Origin of the sequence: Rahnella sp. Larv3_ips, assembly GCF_003697865.1 — a bacterium.
Classification (GTDB): Bacteria; Pseudomonadota; Gammaproteobacteria; order Enterobacterales; family Enterobacteriaceae; genus Rahnella; species Rahnella rivi.
In genome coordinates, this window is record NZ_MJIB01000021.1 from 276,511 (window position 1) to 293,334 (window position 16,824).

At 52.8% G+C, this 16,824-nt stretch carries 13 protein-coding genes; 9 read left to right on the plus strand and 4 right to left on the minus strand.

Annotation, left to right across the window (positions count from 1 at the left end; translation table 11 throughout):
- Window positions 1–72 precede the first annotated feature (72 nt).
- Window positions 73–693, minus strand: a complete 621-nt coding sequence (locus ED901_RS20770) for a TetR/AcrR family transcriptional regulator (RefSeq protein WP_056777535.1) — start codon at window positions 691–693, stop codon at window positions 73–75.
- A 346-nt stretch (window positions 694–1,039) separates the two neighbouring features.
- On the opposite strand from ED901_RS20770, the gene ED901_RS20775 reads away from it, so the two are divergent.
- Window positions 1,040–1,660: a trimeric intracellular cation channel family protein gene (locus ED901_RS20775; RefSeq protein WP_056777538.1), complete on the plus strand. Its 621-nt coding sequence runs from the start codon at window positions 1,040–1,042 to the stop codon at window positions 1,658–1,660.
- Window positions 1,661–1,679: 19 nt separating this feature from the next.
- Here the strand turns inward: ED901_RS20775 and ligB are convergent, their stop codons facing one another.
- Window positions 1,680–3,377 carry an NAD-dependent DNA ligase LigB gene (gene ligB, locus ED901_RS20780; RefSeq protein ID WP_122097102.1) on the minus strand — a complete coding sequence of 566 codons (1,698 nt, stop codon included), beginning with the start codon at window positions 3,375–3,377 and terminating at the stop codon, window positions 1,680–1,682.
- A gap of 281 nt (window positions 3,378–3,658) precedes the next feature.
- On the opposite strand from ligB, the gene gmk reads away from it, so the two are divergent.
- The 6 genes from gmk (at window position 3,659) to ED901_RS20810 (ending at window position 11,063) form a co-directional block, all read left to right on the plus strand.
- On the plus strand, window positions 3,659–4,282 hold the full coding sequence (gene gmk, locus ED901_RS20785; RefSeq protein WP_056777546.1) for a guanylate kinase: 624 nt from the start codon (window positions 3,659–3,661) through the stop codon (window positions 4,280–4,282).
- Window positions 4,283–4,336: 54 nt separating this feature from the next.
- Complete coding sequence (rpoZ, locus tag ED901_RS20790) at window positions 4,337–4,612, plus strand: DNA-directed RNA polymerase subunit omega (protein WP_056777549.1); 276 nt, start codon at window positions 4,337–4,339, stop codon at window positions 4,610–4,612.
- Window positions 4,613–4,631: 19 nt separating this feature from the next.
- Window positions 4,632–6,740, plus strand: coding sequence for a bifunctional GTP diphosphokinase/guanosine-3',5'-bis pyrophosphate 3'-pyrophosphohydrolase (gene spoT / locus ED901_RS20795; protein ID WP_056777553.1), 2,109 nt, complete (start codon window positions 4,632–4,634; stop codon window positions 6,738–6,740).
- A 5-nt stretch (window positions 6,741–6,745) separates the two neighbouring features.
- Complete coding sequence (gene trmH, locus ED901_RS20800; RefSeq protein WP_056777558.1) at window positions 6,746–7,444, plus strand: tRNA (guanosine(18)-2'-O)-methyltransferase TrmH; 699 nt, start codon at window positions 6,746–6,748, stop codon at window positions 7,442–7,444.
- The gene (gene recG / locus ED901_RS20805; RefSeq protein WP_122097103.1) at window positions 7,441–9,522 is read left to right on the plus strand and encodes an ATP-dependent DNA helicase RecG; all 2,082 of its coding nucleotides are present in this window, start codon (window positions 7,441–7,443) and stop codon (window positions 9,520–9,522) included. The genes trmH and recG overlap by 4 nt, the downstream gene beginning before the upstream one ends.
- 215 nt (window positions 9,523–9,737) lie before the next feature.
- Complete coding sequence (locus ED901_RS20810) at window positions 9,738–11,063, plus strand: PTS sugar transporter subunit IIC (protein WP_122097104.1); 1,326 nt, start codon at window positions 9,738–9,740, stop codon at window positions 11,061–11,063.
- 56 nt (window positions 11,064–11,119) lie between these two features.
- Here ED901_RS20810 and gltS read toward each other — a convergent pair whose 3' ends face one another.
- Window positions 11,120–12,331, minus strand: coding sequence for a sodium/glutamate symporter (gene gltS / locus ED901_RS20815; protein WP_122097105.1), 1,212 nt, complete (start codon window positions 12,329–12,331; stop codon window positions 11,120–11,122).
- Between the two features lie 238 nt (window positions 12,332–12,569).
- Here gltS and ED901_RS20820 point away from each other — a divergent pair, with 238 nt between their 5' ends.
- Window positions 12,570–13,964: an NCS2 family protein gene (locus ED901_RS20820; RefSeq protein WP_122097106.1), complete on the plus strand. Its 1,395-nt coding sequence runs from the start codon at window positions 12,570–12,572 to the stop codon at window positions 13,962–13,964.
- A gap of 150 nt (window positions 13,965–14,114) precedes the next feature.
- Window positions 14,115–15,806 carry an AsmA family protein gene (locus tag ED901_RS20825; protein WP_122097107.1) on the plus strand — a complete coding sequence of 564 codons (1,692 nt, stop codon included), beginning with the start codon at window positions 14,115–14,117 and terminating at the stop codon, window positions 15,804–15,806.
- Window positions 15,807–15,871: 65 nt separating this feature from the next.
- On the opposite strand, the gene fabY is transcribed toward ED901_RS20825, so the two are convergent.
- Entirely contained in the window at window positions 15,872–16,804 is a 933-nt protein-coding gene (fabY, locus tag ED901_RS20830) for a fatty acid biosynthesis protein FabY (RefSeq protein ID WP_056777576.1), read from the minus strand.
- Window positions 16,805–16,824: the final 20 nt, after the last annotated feature.

Sequence of the window (16,824 nt, forward strand, 5' to 3'; positions counted from 1 at the left end):
GGGTCTTTAAAAGCTGACAGTATGTGACGAATTACGGTTTTGTAAACCCGTAACCCGAAAATTTTGTCTTCGTTATTTCGCCAGGCTTCGTAAAACCAGGCTGGTAATAGCGGTTACGCGTTCTTCCAACTGCTCGGGGGTTTTCTGTTCCAGCAGCAGCGGATGTGAGAACGGCGTCGTCACGGTAGTGATCGCCATACAGACTTCATCCAGCGGCGTTTTACGCTCAAACTCCCCGGATTCGCGACCGTCTGTGACAATTTTCTCAATGATGCTGTACATCGTAGCGCGATGATTTAACGTCGATTTCCACTGTTGAGCAGAGGCTATCGCAGCAAGATCATGCAGCTTTCTGTCCTGAAAGAAGAGATCAAGACTACGCGTAAGCAGTGTTCTAAACAGGGATCGCAGGCGCAGAGTGGCACTTTGGTCACTCTGTGCAATCAGTAACAGCGCATGATCAATTTGTCCGACACGTTGAGAACAAATCGCTTCGCCAATGGCCTGTTTTGACTCAAAAAATTTATAAATATAAGCACTTGAGACACCGATGGATTTTGCCAGATCGGCCACCGACGTTTTGGCATAACCGTAAAGCCGGAAATGCTCAAATGCTGCATTGATGATCTGCTCACGCCGTTCATGTTCGGCAGGTCCACGCTGAGTTAACGCAACCGGAATATCGGGTTTCATAAACTCCTCCGGATAGGTAAAGCAATTAAACGATGTGTGAGTGGGTAACGATTATACATATTCGTCACTATTTAGCAGAAGATATTTCCTGACAGGTTAAGAGGACGTCGTGGGCCTGAGAGAGGAAGCGTGGACTGTAAACAAGTCAGCAATGACGATTTTTCTAATCTAAAATTATTGCTGCCTCATTAAAATCCTTATACACCGAATGATTGAACACCTTTTCACATTAGTTTTAGTAATTTTAAAAACGATACAAAAGAAAAAATCAGTCGAGAGGAATTTAAAACCTGATTACTCTACGCGGCTACTGTTTCCTCATTTCTGACCCGTCCGGCGCACACTCATGTTACTCACTGTTCTTTATATTATTGGTATCACCGCAGAAGCCATGACCGGTGCTTTAGCTGCCGGACGTCGCAAGATGGACTCTTTTGGCGTCATCATTATCGCCTCTGCCACCGCCATTGGCGGAGGTTCAGTACGTGACATGCTGCTGGGGCATTATCCACTCGGCTGGGTAAAACATCCTGAATACATAATCATTGTTGCCTTTGCAGCCCTCCTGACGACCTGGCTTGCGCCATTAATGCAGCATCTGCGAAAGCTCTTTTTAGTGCTGGATGCGCTGGGTCTGGTGGTGTTCTCTATTATCGGGACTCAGGTCGCGCTTGATATGGGCCATGGCGCTATTATCGCTTCCGTGTGTGCGGTGATAACCGGTGTCTTCGGGGGTGTATTGCGGGACATGATGTGCAACCAGATCCCGCTGGTGTTTCAGAAAGAGATTTACGCAGGGATTTCATTCGCCTCGGCATGGGTTTATATCGGTCTGCAGTATTTCGCTATGCCGCATAACCTGGTGATCATCATTACCCTGCTGGTGGGTTTTGTCGCCCGTCTGATTGCGTTGCGATTTCGCCTCGGACTGCCCGTCTTTAATTATCCGCATTCGGATCACGACTAAGTTCCCGGCACGTTGCCCGTCACTGAAACGCAGGCACCTTTGCCTGCCTTAATGCTTCCGTCAACGCCATGACCTGCGGATGATGTATGAAGTCCGCGATTTGCCCGGTGCGCTTTTGTCCGATAACTGCGGTCGTTTCCCAGTCTTGTGGCGTCATTTCCTGGAGATGATTCCAGGAGGGCTGTTGCCCGGCAAATTTCACGGCAAAAGAGGGGAAACCCAACGCGGAAAGCCAGTGCCTGAAGCTTTTATTTCGTGCCAGCTGAATTTGCGCCATCAACTTCTTCGCCTGTTTAATGCCTATCCCCGGTACAGCTGACATCACGTCTTCATTCAGACCTAGCCAGTCGGTCAAGGAGTTGAGAGGAACGCCCTCCAGCAGTTTTTGCCAGGTGGCTCCCCCGAAACCAGCCATATCCAGCGATTCCGGGCCACTTAACCAGATTAGCCGTGAGAGAAACTGCTGTTTGCAGCCTGGCTCTGGCGTAAAACAGGAAAGTGCCCCGTAGGATTCAGGATCTGGCAATACCCTTTCTGAGCGCTCGCGTACCCGCCACACGACATCATCCAGCCGTGGGATCCCCTGCCCGGCCAGTGAAACCGCCACCTGATCTCCTGCGATGACATCCCATTGCTTAAACCGGGAGATGGAACCCACATTCACTTTGCTTACCCACTTATCATCGAGCCTGAGTGGTTTCAGGTTCAGAATCACCGTCACCTTGCCACTTCGTCCGATGGTTGTGCTAACCCCGGCAACTTCCGTGAGTGCTTTGGCAGGCGGATATTTCCATGCAACCGCCCAGGTAGCAGGTTTATTTTGCCAATATTTACCTGCGGGTTCTTCTTCCTGCCGGATAACGACACCGTCGGTAGCGAACGGGAGAGGTTGGGTAAGCCAGTTTTGCCGCCATTTATCGACATCATCCACCGAATGCACCGGAATCGTGAACTGGCCAACGACCGGGAATCCGAGCAGGCTTAACTGCCCCAGATGATCGGTCATCGTGGCCGGGCCGTTTGGCCATGACCAGATAAACACGCCCACTTGCGACAGCAGCTCAGTGCCAGCGGTGCGCATCATAGCTCCCGCGACTTTGGATCTCGCATTCATGCCTCCCGCAACACTCTGCTGATGACCGGTCATCTTCAGATAAAGTTCGCCCTGCAAAACCAGCTCGGGGCGGGTATCCGGAATTTTGAGGGGGATGGACGGTATTGAAGGCACTTTGGCTGTCCAGTTTTGACCTTTTGCCCCGTCCCCACGGCTTAACAGCGCAGCAAGCTGCCCGTGCCGGTAGACGAGTGAGATGGCAATTCCGTCGACTTTAGGCTGCACCCAGAGATTTTTACGCCCGCGCATCCAGCCTGAAACCGCTTGCTTATCACGCAGTTTGTTAAGGCCGGTATGAGCTACCGGATGGGGATAAAGATCATTCACACCAACAGGTACTCCCGTGTCTTCGGAAGACTGACCGGCACATTGCAGCCACAAATGCTGTTTTTGGCGCAAATTATCGTAAACCGCATCTTCAACCGGGCTGCTGCCGGACTGGTGATAATCTTTGTCCCATTGCGCGAGTTGCGCCGTCAGTTGCCGGGTTTCCTCTGTCAGTTGCGCTAATGACCATGCAGGGCAATCCTGCGGCAGCTCATGGTTGGCGGATACATAAAATGGCAGAAAGAACAGGCTGATAAGAAATACGATCCGGCGCATAGGCACCTCCTTGTGGCCGCCAGTAAACGCCAGTGTTTTCTTCGCTGCCAGCGCCACTTTTCATCTTTGCGGGATGCATTCCTGCTTATTTACTTGGTTGCAGCAACAGTAAGAAATTTTGGAATGTGGCGCGGAAATCTGGCAGGAAGGGCTGTTTTCTGTCGTGAAGTTGCGATGAAATACGACTGGACGCTGCACCGGATGCGGCGAGCGTGTATACTGTGCGGGAGATCACTCTTCGCATACTTCCTATCAACCCATTCAGTTGAAACGTCATCATCATGGTTCAAGGCACGCTATATATCATCTCCGCTCCCAGTGGAGCAGGTAAATCAAGTCTGATTCAGGCTTTACTTAAAACGCAACCGCTCTACGACACGCAGGTTTCTATTTCACACACCACCCGTTCAGAACGTCCGGGCGAGAAACATGGCGAGCACTATTTCTTTGTCTCTAAAGAAGAATTTCTTGAGATGATTGAAAGTGATGACTTTCTAGAGCATGCCGAAGTTTTTGGTAATTACTACGGAACTTCACGTGTCACCATTGAGCAAGTGCTGGCCTCTGGCGTGGATGTTTTTCTGGATATCGACTGGCAAGGTGCGCAGCAAATCCGTGCGAAAATGCCGCAGGCTCGCAGCATTTTCGTGTTGCCGCCGTCGAAGGATGAACTTGACCGCCGCCTCCGTGGCCGTGGTCAGGACAGTGAAGAAGTGATCGCAAAACGTATGGCGCAAGCGGTGGCAGAAATGACACACTTTGCTGAATACGATTATTTAATCGTGAATGATGATTTTGATCTGGCGCTGTCGGATTTAAAAACCATTATTCGCGCCGAACGTCTTCGTCTGAGCCGTCAAAAACTCCGTCATGACGGATTAATCACCAAACTATTGGCAGACTGAAGTCACTTTCAGTATTATGCCCAGTCTTTCGTCCCCCTGTGGAGTAGCACATATATGGCACGCGTAACTGTTCAAGACGCTGTAGAGAAAATTGGTAACCGTTTTGACCTGGTGTTGGTGGCTGCTCGTCGCGCACGCCAGCTGCAATCTGGTGGTAAAGATCCACTGGTCGCTGAAGAAAACGACAAGGTCACCGTTATCGCTCTGCGCGAAATCGAAGAAGGCCTGATCACGAATAAGATCCTTGATGTTCGCGATCGTCAGGAACAGCAAGAGCAGGAAGCCGCAGAGATTCAGGCAGTCACTGCCATCGCTGAAGGTCGTCGTTAATTAACGAAACGGATCTCACTTGTATATCTTTGAAAGCCTGAATCAACTGATTCAAAAATACCTGCCGGAGGAGCAAATTAAGCGCCTCGTGCAGGCTTACCTCGTGGCGCGGGACGCGCATGAGGGGCAGACACGTTCCAGCGGTGAGCCTTATATTACTCACCCGGTCGCCGTGGCATGTATTTTGGCTGAAATGAGGCTCGATCATGAGACTCTGATGGCGGCGTTATTACACGACGTTATCGAAGACACGCCTGCAACCTACCAGGATATGGAACAACTGTTTGGCAAAAGCGTTGCTGAACTGGTTGAAGGCGTTTCAAAGTTAGACAAGCTGAAATTCCGCGATAAGAAAGAAGCACAGGCGGAAAACTTCCGCAAAATGGTCATGGCGATGGTGCAAGACATCCGCGTCATTTTGATCAAACTGGCTGACCGTACCCATAACATGCGCACACTGGGCTCTTTACGCCCGGACAAACGTCGCCGCATTGCCCGCGAAACGCTGGAAATCTACAGCCCGCTGGCACACCGTTTGGGTATCCATCATTTGAAAACCGAGCTCGAAGAGCTGGGCTTCGAAGCACTCTATCCGAACCGTTATCGCGTGATTAAAGAAGTGGTGAAAGCCGCGCGTGGTAACCGTAAAGAGATGATTCAGAAAATCCTCTCTGAGATAGAAGGCCGTTTGACTGAAGCCGGTATTCAGTGTCGTGTCAGCGGTCGCGAGAAGCACCTGTATTCGATCTACTGCAAAATGCACCTGAAGGAACAGCGTTTCCATTCCATTATGGATATCTACGCCTTCCGGGTGATCGTTAAAGAACTCGATACCTGCTATCGCGTGTTAGGCCAGGCACACAGTCTGTACAAACCGCGTCCAGGCCGGGTTAAAGATTACATCGCTATCCCCAAGGCCAACGGCTATCAATCTTTGCATACTTCTCTTATCGGCCCGCACGGCGTGCCGGTGGAAGTACAAATCCGTACCGAAGATATGGATCAGATGGCAGAAATGGGGGTTGCGGCTCACTGGGCTTATAAAGAGAACAGTGAAACCAGCACAACGGCACAAATCCGTGCCCAGCGCTGGTTACAGAGTTTGCTCGAACTGCAACAAAGTGCGGGCAACTCGTTTGAATTTATCGAGAGCGTGAAATCGGATCTGTTCCCGGACGAGATTTACGTCTTTACGCCGGAAGGCCGCATCGTCGAACTGCCTGCAGGTGCTACGCCGGTCGACTTTGCTTACGCCGTGCATACCGATATCGGTCATGCCTGCGTGGGCGCGCGCGTTGATCGCCAGCCGTATCCGCTCTCGCAGCCGCTCACCAGCGGCCAGACCATCGAAATCATCACCGCACCGGGTGCCCGACCGAATGCGGCCTGGCTGAACTTTGTTGTCAGCTCGCGGGCCCGCGCCAAAATTCGCCAGATGCTCAAGAACCTTAAGCGTGATGACTCTGTTTCGCTTGGTCGTCGTCTGCTGAATCATGCACTGGGTGCCGGTAAGAAACTGTCAGATATTCCGCCTGAAAACATCAAAAACGAGCTGGATCGTATGAAGCTCGCCGCGATGGATGATTTACTGGCTGAAATCGGTCTGGGCAACGCCATGAGTGTCGTGGTCGCCAAAAATCTGATGGGTGACCAGTCTTCAATGGCAACGTCAGGCACGCGCAATCTGCCTATCAAAGGTGCAGATGGCGTACTGATTACGTTCGCGAAATGCTGTCGTCCAATCCCAGGTGATCCGATTATTGCTCATATCAGTCCGGGCAAAGGTCTGGTTATTCACCATGAGTCCTGCCGTAATATCCGTGGTTATCAGAAAGAACCTGAGAAATTCATGGCTGTTGACTGGGATGATCATCAGGAAACCGATCAGGAATTTATCGCTGAAATCAAAGTCGATATGTTCAATCATCAGGGCGCACTGGCGAACCTGACCGCTGCGATTAACGCCGCGCAGTCAAACATTCAAAGCCTGAGCACTGAAGAAAAAGACGGCCGTGTCTACAGCGCCTTTATCCGCCTGACGACCCGCGATCGCGTTCATCTGGCGAATATCATGCGTAAAATTCGTATCATGCCGGACGTTATCAAAGTTACCCGCAACCGAAACTGATTGTTATGACTCCAGAACGTTATGCACGTATTCGTGAAATGCTGACGGCTCGCCAGCCAGACCTGACGGTCTGCATGGAACAGGTGCATAAACCGCATAACGTTTCGGCGGTCATTCGCACCGCAGATGCCGTCGGTGTTCATGAGATCCACGCCGTCTGGCCTACAACGCGAATGAAAACGCTGGTTTCTTCTGCGGCAGGCAGTAACAGTTGGGTTCAGGTCAAAACACACAAAACTATTCAGGATGCTGTCGCCAAAATGAAGGCGCAGGGCATGCAAATCTTAGCCACAAACCTGTCTGAAAAAGCCGTCGATTTCCGTGCAATTGATTACACCCGCCCGACCTGCATTCTGCTTGGCCAGGAAAAAACCGGTATCACGCCTGAAGCGTTAGCACTGGCTGACAGCGACATCATTATTCCGATGATCGGTATGGTGCAATCTCTGAACGTGTCTGTCGCCTCGGCGCTTATTCTGTACGAAGCCCAGCGCCAACGTGAAAACGCAGGGCTTTACCGCCGCGAAACCAGCCTGCTCAGCGAGAAAGAACAACAGCGTTTGCTATTTGAAGGGGGTTATCCGGTTTTGTCGAATGTGGCGAAGCGAAAAAAACTTCCACGCCCTTTCATTGACGATCAGGGGCAAATTGTTGCCGATGATGAATGGTGGTCAGCGATGCAAATGACGGTCAAAAAAAGATGAAAGGCCGCCTGCTCGACGCCATCCCGCTCACGTCACTTTCTGGCGTCGGAGCCAGTCAGGCAGATAAACTCGCTAAGCTCGGCCTTGAAACTATTCAGGATTTATTGCTCCACCTTCCCCTGCGTTATGAAGATCGTACCCGCCTGTATGCCATAAACGATTTACTGCCCGGCCTGTTTGCCACCATTGAAGGCGAAGTATTGCGCTGCGATATCAGCTTTGGTCGCCGCAGAATGCTGACGTGTCAGATTAGCGACGGCACCGGCATGGTGACGTTACGCTTTTTCAACTTTAACGCTGCGATGAAAAACAGTCTGGCGACAGGCCGACGGGTCACTGCGTATGGTGAAATCAAACGCGGCACGATCGGCGCAGAAATCATTCATCCGGAATACCGCATTCAGGGTGAGAACAGCGAAGTCGTTTTGCAGGAGTCGCTGACACCGGTTTATCCCACAACAGAAGGTATCCGTCAGGCGACGCTGCGTAAGCTGACCGATCAGGCGCTGGAATTGCTTGATACCGTGCCTATCGCCGAATTGTTGCCCGAAGAACTGAGCCGTTCGCTGATATCACTTCCTCAGGCGCTGCATTTGTTGCATCGCCCGCCGCCGGATATACAGCTGGCTGATCTTGAGAAAGGCCATCATCCGGCACAGCGCCGACTGATTATGGAAGAGTTACTGGCGCATAACCTCAGCATGCTGGCCGTTCGCGCGGGTACACAAAGTTATAAAGCGATGCCGTTACATCACGACGATCGCCTGAAAAAACAGTTCCTCGCCTCACTGCCGTTCAGCCCAACCGGGGCGCAAGAACGTGTTGTGACGGAAATTGAGCAGGATCTGGCAAAGAGTTACCCGATGATGCGTCTGGTTCAGGGCGATGTGGGTTCTGGTAAAACGCTGGTGGCGGCTCTCGCGGCACTTTGCGCTATCGCTCAGGGCCAGCAGGTCGGATTAATGGCACCGACAGAATTGCTGGCTGAACAGCACGCCAATAACTTCCGCCAGTGGTTCGAACCGCTGGGGATTCAGGTAGGCTGGCTGGCGGGCAAGCAAAAGGGCAAAGCCCGACAGGCGCAGCAGGATGCGATAGCCAGCGGTCAGGTTTCAATGGTGGTCGGGACTCACGCCATCTTCCAGGAGCAGGTACTGTTTTCTTCCCTTTCGCTGGTGATCATTGATGAACAACACCGATTTGGGGTGCATCAGCGTCTGGCGCTGTGGGAAAAGGGATTACAGCAGGGCTTCCATCCGCATCAGTTGATCATGACGGCAACGCCTATCCCGCGAACGCTGGCGATGACGGCCTATGCGGATCTCGATACCTCCGTGATCGACGAACTGCCGCCGGGCCGTACGCCGGTGACCACCGTCGCTATTCCTGACACCCGCCGCAGTGACATTATCAGCCGCGTCAAAAGTGCCTGCGAGCAGGAAAACCGACAGGCCTATTGGGTTTGTACGCTGATCGAAGAATCAGAAATGCTCGAAGCTCAGGCGGCAGAAGCGACCTGGGAAGGGCTGAAAGAAGCACTTCCGGCGCTCAATATCGGGCTGGTGCATGGTCGAATGAAAGCGCAGGAAAAGCAGGCCGTCATGCAGGCCTTCAAAAAAGGCGAAGTACAGCTTCTGGTGGCGACCACCGTCATTGAAGTCGGCGTTGACGTGCCGAATGCCAGCCTGATGATCATCGAAAACCCGGAGCGACTGGGTCTGGCGCAGCTGCATCAGCTGCGCGGCCGCGTTGGTCGTGGCGCAGTCGCATCCCATTGTGTTCTGCTATACAAAACGCCGCTCAGCAAGACTGCGCAGAAGCGTTTACAGGTTCTGCGTGACAGCAACGACGGCTTTGTGATTGCACAGCAAGATTTAGAAATCCGTGGTCCGGGAGAATTACTGGGCACGCGCCAGACGGGCAGCGCAGAGTTCAAAGTGGCCGATCTGCTGCGCGATCAGGCGATGATCCCGGATGTGCAGCGCATCGCACGCTATCTCCAGCAGCAATTCCCCGACCATGCTAAAGCACTGATTGAACGCTGGCTGCCGGAGCGCGTTCGTTACACCAACGCCTGACTTTCCCCTCAGAAAACATAATTAAAAATGATGTTTTCGAAGAATACATTCCTCCCGGTTTTGTTCAAAACGGCCTGCACTCTCTTTCTTCACTGGTTATTTGATGACCTTCACAGACTGGCACAAAGTCGGTAACCGGTTTCATACCCCGCATCTACACTGATGATAATTAAGGCAACCCTGTGTGATTTCTTCATCATAAGGCCATTATCATTATGAGCATCAGTCAGTCACTCTTTCAGTTTATAGAACAAAAAATCAGTCCGTTCGCGGCCCGGTTATCTTCTCAGCGGCACGTTATGGCCGTGCGTGACGGCTTTATTTCAGCAATGCCGTTTATGATTGTCGGATCGTTTTTACTCGTTTTCGTGCATCCTCCTTTTTCGCCGGAATCATCATGGGGGTTCGCCCGCAGCTGGCTGGCGTTGTCAGCGAAATATGAAGTCCAGATACTCACGCCGTTCAATATGACCATGGGCATCATGTCGATCTACATCGCCGCCTCGATTGCTTACAATCTGGCGAGAAGCTACAAACTGGATCCGTTTATGACGGCCATGCTGTCGCTCATGTCTTTCCTGCTGGTGGCGGCGCCACAGGTCGATGAAAAGATGTCAACGGTAGCGCTGGGCGGCGTGGGGATTTTCACCGCGATACTGGTGGCCATCTACGTTACCGAACTGACGCGGTTGCTGAAAAAATACAATATCGGCATACGACTGCCCGAGCAGGTTCCCTCGAACATCAAGCATTCGTTTGATCTGTTAATCCCCATTATTGCCGTCGTGATGACTCTTTTCCCCATCAGCTTACTGGTGCAGTCCGGGTTTGACATGTTGCTGCCACAGGCGATTATGGCGCTGTTCGAACCGCTGATTTCTGCCGCTGACTCCCTGCCTGCCGTACTTCTCGCGGTGCTGATTTGTCATTTGCTATGGTTTGCTGGAATCCACGGTTCTGCGATCGTTTCGGGCATGTTACAGGCTTTCTGGTTAACCAATCTCGGCCTCAATCAGACCGCTCTGGCCGCCGGATTGCCGATGACACATATCATGACCGAGGCTTTCTGGAATTTTCTGATCGTCATTGGTGGCTCCGGCGCAACGATGGGGCTGGTGTTACTGTTCTGCCGCAGTAAATCAGCGCATTTGCGCACCATGGGGAAACTGAGCCTGGTTCCCAGCTGTTTCAACATTAATGAACCAGTGATCTTCGGCACGCCGATCGTCATGAATCCGGTATTTTTCATTCCTTTCCTTCTGGCGCCGATGATCAATGCCGTGGTCGCCTATCTGGCTGTTTCAACCAACCTTCTGCCGCACATGATGTCTCTGGTTCCCTGGACATCTCCGGCACCGATTGGTGCGGCGTGGGCGATGGGCTGGGATTTCAAAGTTTCAATTCTGGTCATCCTGCTGATGGCGCTTTCCATGGTGATTTACTACCCATTCTTTAAAGTCTACGAGAAACAGTTACTGACGCAGGAGAAAGCCGCGGAGGATGAAAAAGTCTATACGGAGCAGGCAGACGCCCTGAATTAAGCCACGTTGAAAAGAGAACACGGGCGCGGAAACAGTCGTTTCTGCGCCCTTATTTTTTACAGAATCGCCGGGAAGACAGGCAACATCAGGAACAGCTTAATGACGATGGCATTGGCGATATCCAGGAAGAACGCCCCCACCATAGGGACAACCAGAAAAGCCAGATGCGAAGGGCCAAACTGATTAGTGATTGCCTGCATATTGGCAATCGCCGTCGGCGTGGCGCCCAGGCCAAACCCACAGTGCCCTGCCGCCAGAACGGCGGCATCATAGTTTTTGCCCATGACCCGGTAAGTGACAAAAATGGCGTAAAGCGCCATCGCAACAGTTTGCACCAGCAGAATTGCCATCATCGGTAACGCCAGCGACGCCATTTCCCACAGTTTCAGGCTCATCAGAGCCATCGCCAGGAATAACGACAAACTGACATTACCGAGCACCGACACTGCACGATCGAAGACGCGATAAAAACCCAGCCACGCCAGAAGATTGCTGAGGATCACGCCGACAAACAGGACGCAAACAAAGGTCGGGATTTCAAAGGCAGATCCCTGCAGCAATAACGAAATGTGGCTGCCAGCGGTAAGGCAGATGGCAATCAGCGCGATAGTTTCCACCAGCACCAGTGGCGTGATCATGCGGCCAATGGACGGTTTTTCAAATGCGCTGGGATCGGCCGCATCATCCTGAGAACCGTTCGGTGTGGAAGAGTGACTGACCAGATAGCGGGCAACCGGCCCGCCAATAATACCGCCAAGCACCAATCCGAAGGTCGCGCAGGCCATTGCCACTTCGGTCGCGCTTTCGAAACCATAGCGTTCGACGAAAACCTTGCTCCAGGCAGCGCCGGTGCCATGTCCGCCGGAAAGCGTGATAGAACCGGCCAGAAGGCCCATCAGCGGATCCATACCCAGCATTTTTGCCATTCCTATGCCGATGACGTTCTGCAGCAGCAGCAATCCGACGACAACAAATATCAGCAGCATCAGGCTCCTCCCCCCTGAACGCAGGCTGGCCAGATTGGCGTTAAGGCCGATGGTCGCGAAAAATGCCAGCATCAGGGGTTCTTTTAACGAGATATCAAATCCGATTTCCCAGCCCATGATCCGGTTGGCTAGCAGGAGCATCACGGCAACCAGTAAACCGCCCGCAACGGGTTCAGGAATGGTGTATTTCTTGAGAAGTTTGACCGACTGGACGCATTTGCGTCCTAAAAGGAGAACCAGCGTGGCAGCCACCAGCGTGCCGTAGGTATCGAGCTGAATCATTAAAGAACTCCATTTTGTATTAAATCCAATAAAATCATCTAATTATATGAATATCTGTAATTTCTTTTTTCCCAGAAACTGAATTAGAAGTCATAAAAGCGGCATCAGGCAAGAAAAACAGCGCATATAAGCCAACTTAACTCAAATATGTGGTTTTAAATTGCCATAAGCAAACGATTGCTTTTGTGGTCATTTTCAATAAAAATGCCCGCTTTGCCGCTTATTGGAATGCCACAACATGAGTACGCAAACCGCAGAACAAGAAACACAGCAACCTGAACTCTCCCGCCCGCCCAAAAGTGAACTGATTTACCGGCTCGAAGACCGGCCGCCGCTCCCGCAGACACTCTTTGCCGCCTGCCAGCATTTGCTGGCGATGTTTGTTGCGGTCATTACTCCGGCATTATTGATTTGCCAGGCGCTGGGATTGCCCGCGCAGGACACCCAGCACATCATCAGCATGTCGCTGTTTGCCTCTGGTCTGGCGTCCATTTTGCAGATTAAAACCTGGGGGCCGGTGGGTTCGGGCTTACTCTCGATTCAGGGAACAAGTTTTAACTTTGTGTCTCCGTTGATTATGGGTGGACTGGCGCTGAAAAATGGTGGCGCGGATGTGCCGACCATGATGGCCGCTCTGTTCGGTACGCTGATGCTGGCGTCCTGTACTGAGATCATTCTGTCCCGCTTCCTGCATCTGGCGCGCCGTGTGATCACCCCGCTGGTTTCCGGGATTGTGGTGATGATTATCGGTCTGTCGTTAATTCAGGTGGGGCTGACCTCGATTGGTGGCGGATACGCCGCAATGAGCGACCACACCTTTGGCGCACCGAAAAATCTGATGCTGGCTGCGGTTGTTCTGGTGGTCATTATTCTGCTGAACCGCCAGCGTAACCCGTACCTGCGGGTCGCTTCACTGGTCATCGCGATGGCGGTGGGCTATCTGGCGGCGTGGATGATGGGAATGTTGCCTACGGTTACGCCAGCGACGCAAACCAGCTGGATCACCTTCCCGACACCGTTGTACTACGGACTGGGAATTGACTGGAATCTGCTGATCCCGCTGATGCTGATCTTTATGGTCACGTCCCTGGAAACCATCGGGGATATCACTGCCACATCAGACGTGTCAGAGCAGCCGGTCAGCGGACCGCTGTACATGAAACGAATTAAGGGCGGCGTACTGGCAAACGGTCTGAACTCGATGCTTTCGGCGGTATTTAATACGTTCCCGAATTCCTGTTTCGGGCAAAACAATGGCGTGATTCAGCTGACCGGCGTTGCCAGCCGTTACGTAGGTTTTGTGGTGGCGCTGATGCTGATCGTACTGGGGCTTTTCCCTGCGGTCGCCGGATTCGTACTACACATTCCAGAGCCGGTTCTGGGTGGCGCGACTATCGTGATGTTTGGCACCATTGCCGCTTCCGGGGTGCGCATAGTGTCTCGTGAACGCCTGAACCGCCGCGCGATCATGATCATGGCGCTGTCTCTGGCCGTCGGCATGGGCGTTTCTCAGCAGCCGCTGATCCTGCAGTTTGCACCAGACTGGATTAAGACGCTGTTGTCCTCCGGAATTGCCGCAGGCGGGATTACGGCGATTGTTCTGAATCTGGTTTTCCCTCACGAAAAGTCATAACCGACATTAAGATGAATGTCACCGCGGCAGGGAGTCTTGAACCCCTGCCGCTTTTTATTGTCTCCAGTCTGCTAAGCTGTTGAGAAATTTCGCTGTTTACGGCATAAACAGAGAACCTTTATCCCTAATTCACGCTACAGGCCCCAGACGATGAAATTTATCGGTAAAATTTTGCTGACGTTCGTTCTGCTTCTGGTACTGGCGATTGTGCTGGTTTACGTCCTATTACAAACCCGCTGGGCCGCTGGCAGGGTCAGCAGCTGGGTCACGGATAACAGTGATTACCGGTTCGCCGTCGAAAAAATAGATCATGACTGGTCCACGCCAGGACGGATTACGCTAACCCATGTCATTTTCGGACAAAAAAATCAGCCTGAGACGCTCAGTGCTGGCGAAGTTGATCTGGATTTGAGCTGGCGTCAGATAACAGAACCGCGCTTTTTCGACCGCGTGGTTCTGGTTGATGGGCGCCTGAACGTCAGTCCTTCCGCCATGAATTTACCGTTGCAGGCGAACACACTTCAGCTGAGTAAAATGGCGCTGACCGGTAACGCGGCGGGACTGGAGATCCAGGGCCAGCAAATCAACGCCGGTATTTCACCGTGGCAACCGAAAGCACACCAGCTGCTGGGCGATAAAGCCGATTTCCAGCTGAGTGCCGCGACGCTGACCGTCAACGGGCTGCCAGCCGAACACGTCCTGATTCAGGGTAACCTGAACAATAAAAACCTGACGCTCGCGAATTTCGGCGGCGATCTGGCTCGGGGCCAGCTCACGGGTAAGGCCAGCCAGGCAGCGGACGGCAGCTGGAATATCGAAAATCTGCGTCTGAGTAATGTGCGCCTGCAAACCTCAAAATCACTTTCTGCATTTTTCGATGATTTCCAGACCCTGCCAAAAGTCACCATTCAGCGGATGGACCTGATCGACGCCCGTCTGCAAGGCACTGACTGGGCATTCAGCGATGTGGATCTTTCCGTTGAGGATGTGACGCTGGAAAAAGGCGACTGGCAAAGTGATGACGGTGAGATCACGCTGAACGCGACTGACATGATTAACGGCAATCTGCACATTCAGGATCCGATCATTAATCTCGACCTGTCGCCTCAGGGCATTTCGATCAAGCAGGCCACCGCGCGCTGGGAGCGCAGTTTATTACGCACTACAGGTAACTGGCTGCGGGCGAATAAGCGGTTGCAACTCGATGAGTTTTCCATCGCCGGGCTGGAATACACGTTGCCGCAAAACTGGAAACAGCTCTGGCTTCAGCCGCTGCCGGATTCACTGGCAGAAATCTCAGTGGGCCGGTTTATTGCCAACCGGAACCTGATTATCGATATCAATCCGCAGTTTCCTTTCCAGCTGACGTCGCTCGACGGCCTCGGCAATAATCTGCTGCTGGCGCGTAATCATCAGTGGGGAATATGGGACGGAAAACTGAATCTGAACGCCAGCGAAGCCACGTTCAACCGAAATGATGTGCGCCGCCCTTCCATCATGCTGGAAGCCAACGACCGTCAGGTGACTATTTCAGAGCTGAGTGCTTTCACCAAAGAAGGGCTGCTGGAAGCGACCGGGACAGTGGATCAGCAACCGCAGCGCCAGTTCTCAGTAAAAGTGACTGGCCGCGCCGTACCCGTTAATCAGTTGGAAAACTGGGGCTGGCCGCATCTGGCCCTAGACGGTAACGCGAATATGCAGCTCAACCTGCAAGGAAAAATGCCTGCCGGCGTGGATTATAAACCGACGCTGAACGGCACACTTCAGGTTAACGCCACCGGAGGTCAGGTCATCGATCAGAAGATGGTCAACGGGCTGGTTAACGGGGCTGCGACGCCATAGAGTTCGTTGCGGCACTGATAAGAAAAAGGCACCGCCATCGCGGTGCCTTTTTTGTGCCCGAAAACTCAGTTGATTTCCGGTTCCAGCGGTGCACCGGGCGCGGCAGGCAGTACCAGATAAGTCCCTTCAAACACGGCACCTTCGGCTTCATCGCCGTACAAATTCACTTCGAGCTGCACGCGGGCTTTGCGTCCACGCGCCAGTCTGTCCAGATCGCCGCTGACGGAACCGAGATCGGCCACCGCACGCGGTCTGCCGGTCACCGGTGAACTGTAGCGGATGTGTGCATCCGCCAGCACGATGGTCCCGCCCAGATGACGTTCGCGCAACAGCAGCCAAATCAGCCCCCAGCCGGTCAGCGTGGCCAGCGAGAACAAACTGCCCGCAAACAACGTGTGGTGCGGGTTCTGATTACCATTCTCTGGCATCGTCGTCACAAATCTCTGGCCGGTGTACTGACTGATGCGCACGCCCATTTTTTCACTGAGCGGGATGTGATCGTACCAGGCTTGTTGCAGTTGCCCGCACCAGTCTGGCCGATGGAGAATGTCATCCAGCGTTTCGACCGGTTTGATCATCAGGAAATGGCGCACCGGCGTGGTTTGCGGCGTGGTAATTTCGCCCTGATTCACAAACCCGAGTTTGGCAAAGAACTCGACCGCATCTTCACGGGCGCTACACACCACGCGTTTAACGCCTTCCTGACGCGCCACAGACTCCAGGGTCATCGCAACCAGCGTTCCCAGCCCTTTATCCTGCACTTCCGGGTCAACCGCCAGGAAGCGGATAGAGGCCTCGTTGTCGGCATTGATATATAAACGGCCTACTGCGACCGGTTCGCCCTGCTCATCAACGACCATCTGATGATGCGCGATGGAATCATACGCATCACGCTCTGAACCTTCGGGCTGATGCAACGGCTTGCGCAGCATTTCCCAGCGGAATCGGTAATAGGCGGCCAGCTCTTTTTCGGTCGTCGGTACTCTCAGATGATACATAGATGCTTTCTCTCCGGCGT

Excerpts from the sequence above, each read along its gene's own strand:
- ED901_RS20770 (WP_056777535.1), bottom strand. The coding sequence starts at position 693 with ATGAAACCCGATATTCCGGTTGCGTTAACTCAGCGTGGACCTGCCGAA.
- ED901_RS20775 (WP_056777538.1), top strand. The coding sequence starts at position 1,040 with ATGTTACTCACTGTTCTTTATATTATTGGTATCACCGCAGAAGCCATG.
- ligB (WP_122097102.1), bottom strand. The coding sequence starts at position 3,377 with ATGCGCCGGATCGTATTTCTTATCAGCCTGTTCTTTCTGCCATTTTAT.
- gmk (WP_056777546.1), top strand. The coding sequence starts at position 3,659 with ATGGTTCAAGGCACGCTATATATCATCTCCGCTCCCAGTGGAGCAGGT.
- rpoZ (WP_056777549.1), top strand. The coding sequence starts at position 4,337 with ATGGCACGCGTAACTGTTCAAGACGCTGTAGAGAAAATTGGTAACCGT.
- trmH (WP_056777558.1), top strand. The coding sequence starts at position 6,746 with ATGACTCCAGAACGTTATGCACGTATTCGTGAAATGCTGACGGCTCGC.
- recG (WP_122097103.1), top strand. The coding sequence starts at position 7,441 with ATGAAAGGCCGCCTGCTCGACGCCATCCCGCTCACGTCACTTTCTGGC.
- ED901_RS20810 (WP_122097104.1), top strand. The coding sequence starts at position 9,738 with ATGAGCATCAGTCAGTCACTCTTTCAGTTTATAGAACAAAAAATCAGT.
- gltS (WP_122097105.1), bottom strand. The coding sequence starts at position 12,331 with ATGATTCAGCTCGATACCTACGGCACGCTGGTGGCTGCCACGCTGGTT.
- ED901_RS20820 (WP_122097106.1), top strand. The coding sequence starts at position 12,570 with ATGAGTACGCAAACCGCAGAACAAGAAACACAGCAACCTGAACTCTCC.
- ED901_RS20825 (WP_122097107.1), top strand. The coding sequence starts at position 14,115 with ATGAAATTTATCGGTAAAATTTTGCTGACGTTCGTTCTGCTTCTGGTA.
- fabY (WP_056777576.1), bottom strand. The coding sequence starts at position 16,804 with ATGTATCATCTGAGAGTACCGACGACCGAAAAAGAGCTGGCCGCCTAT.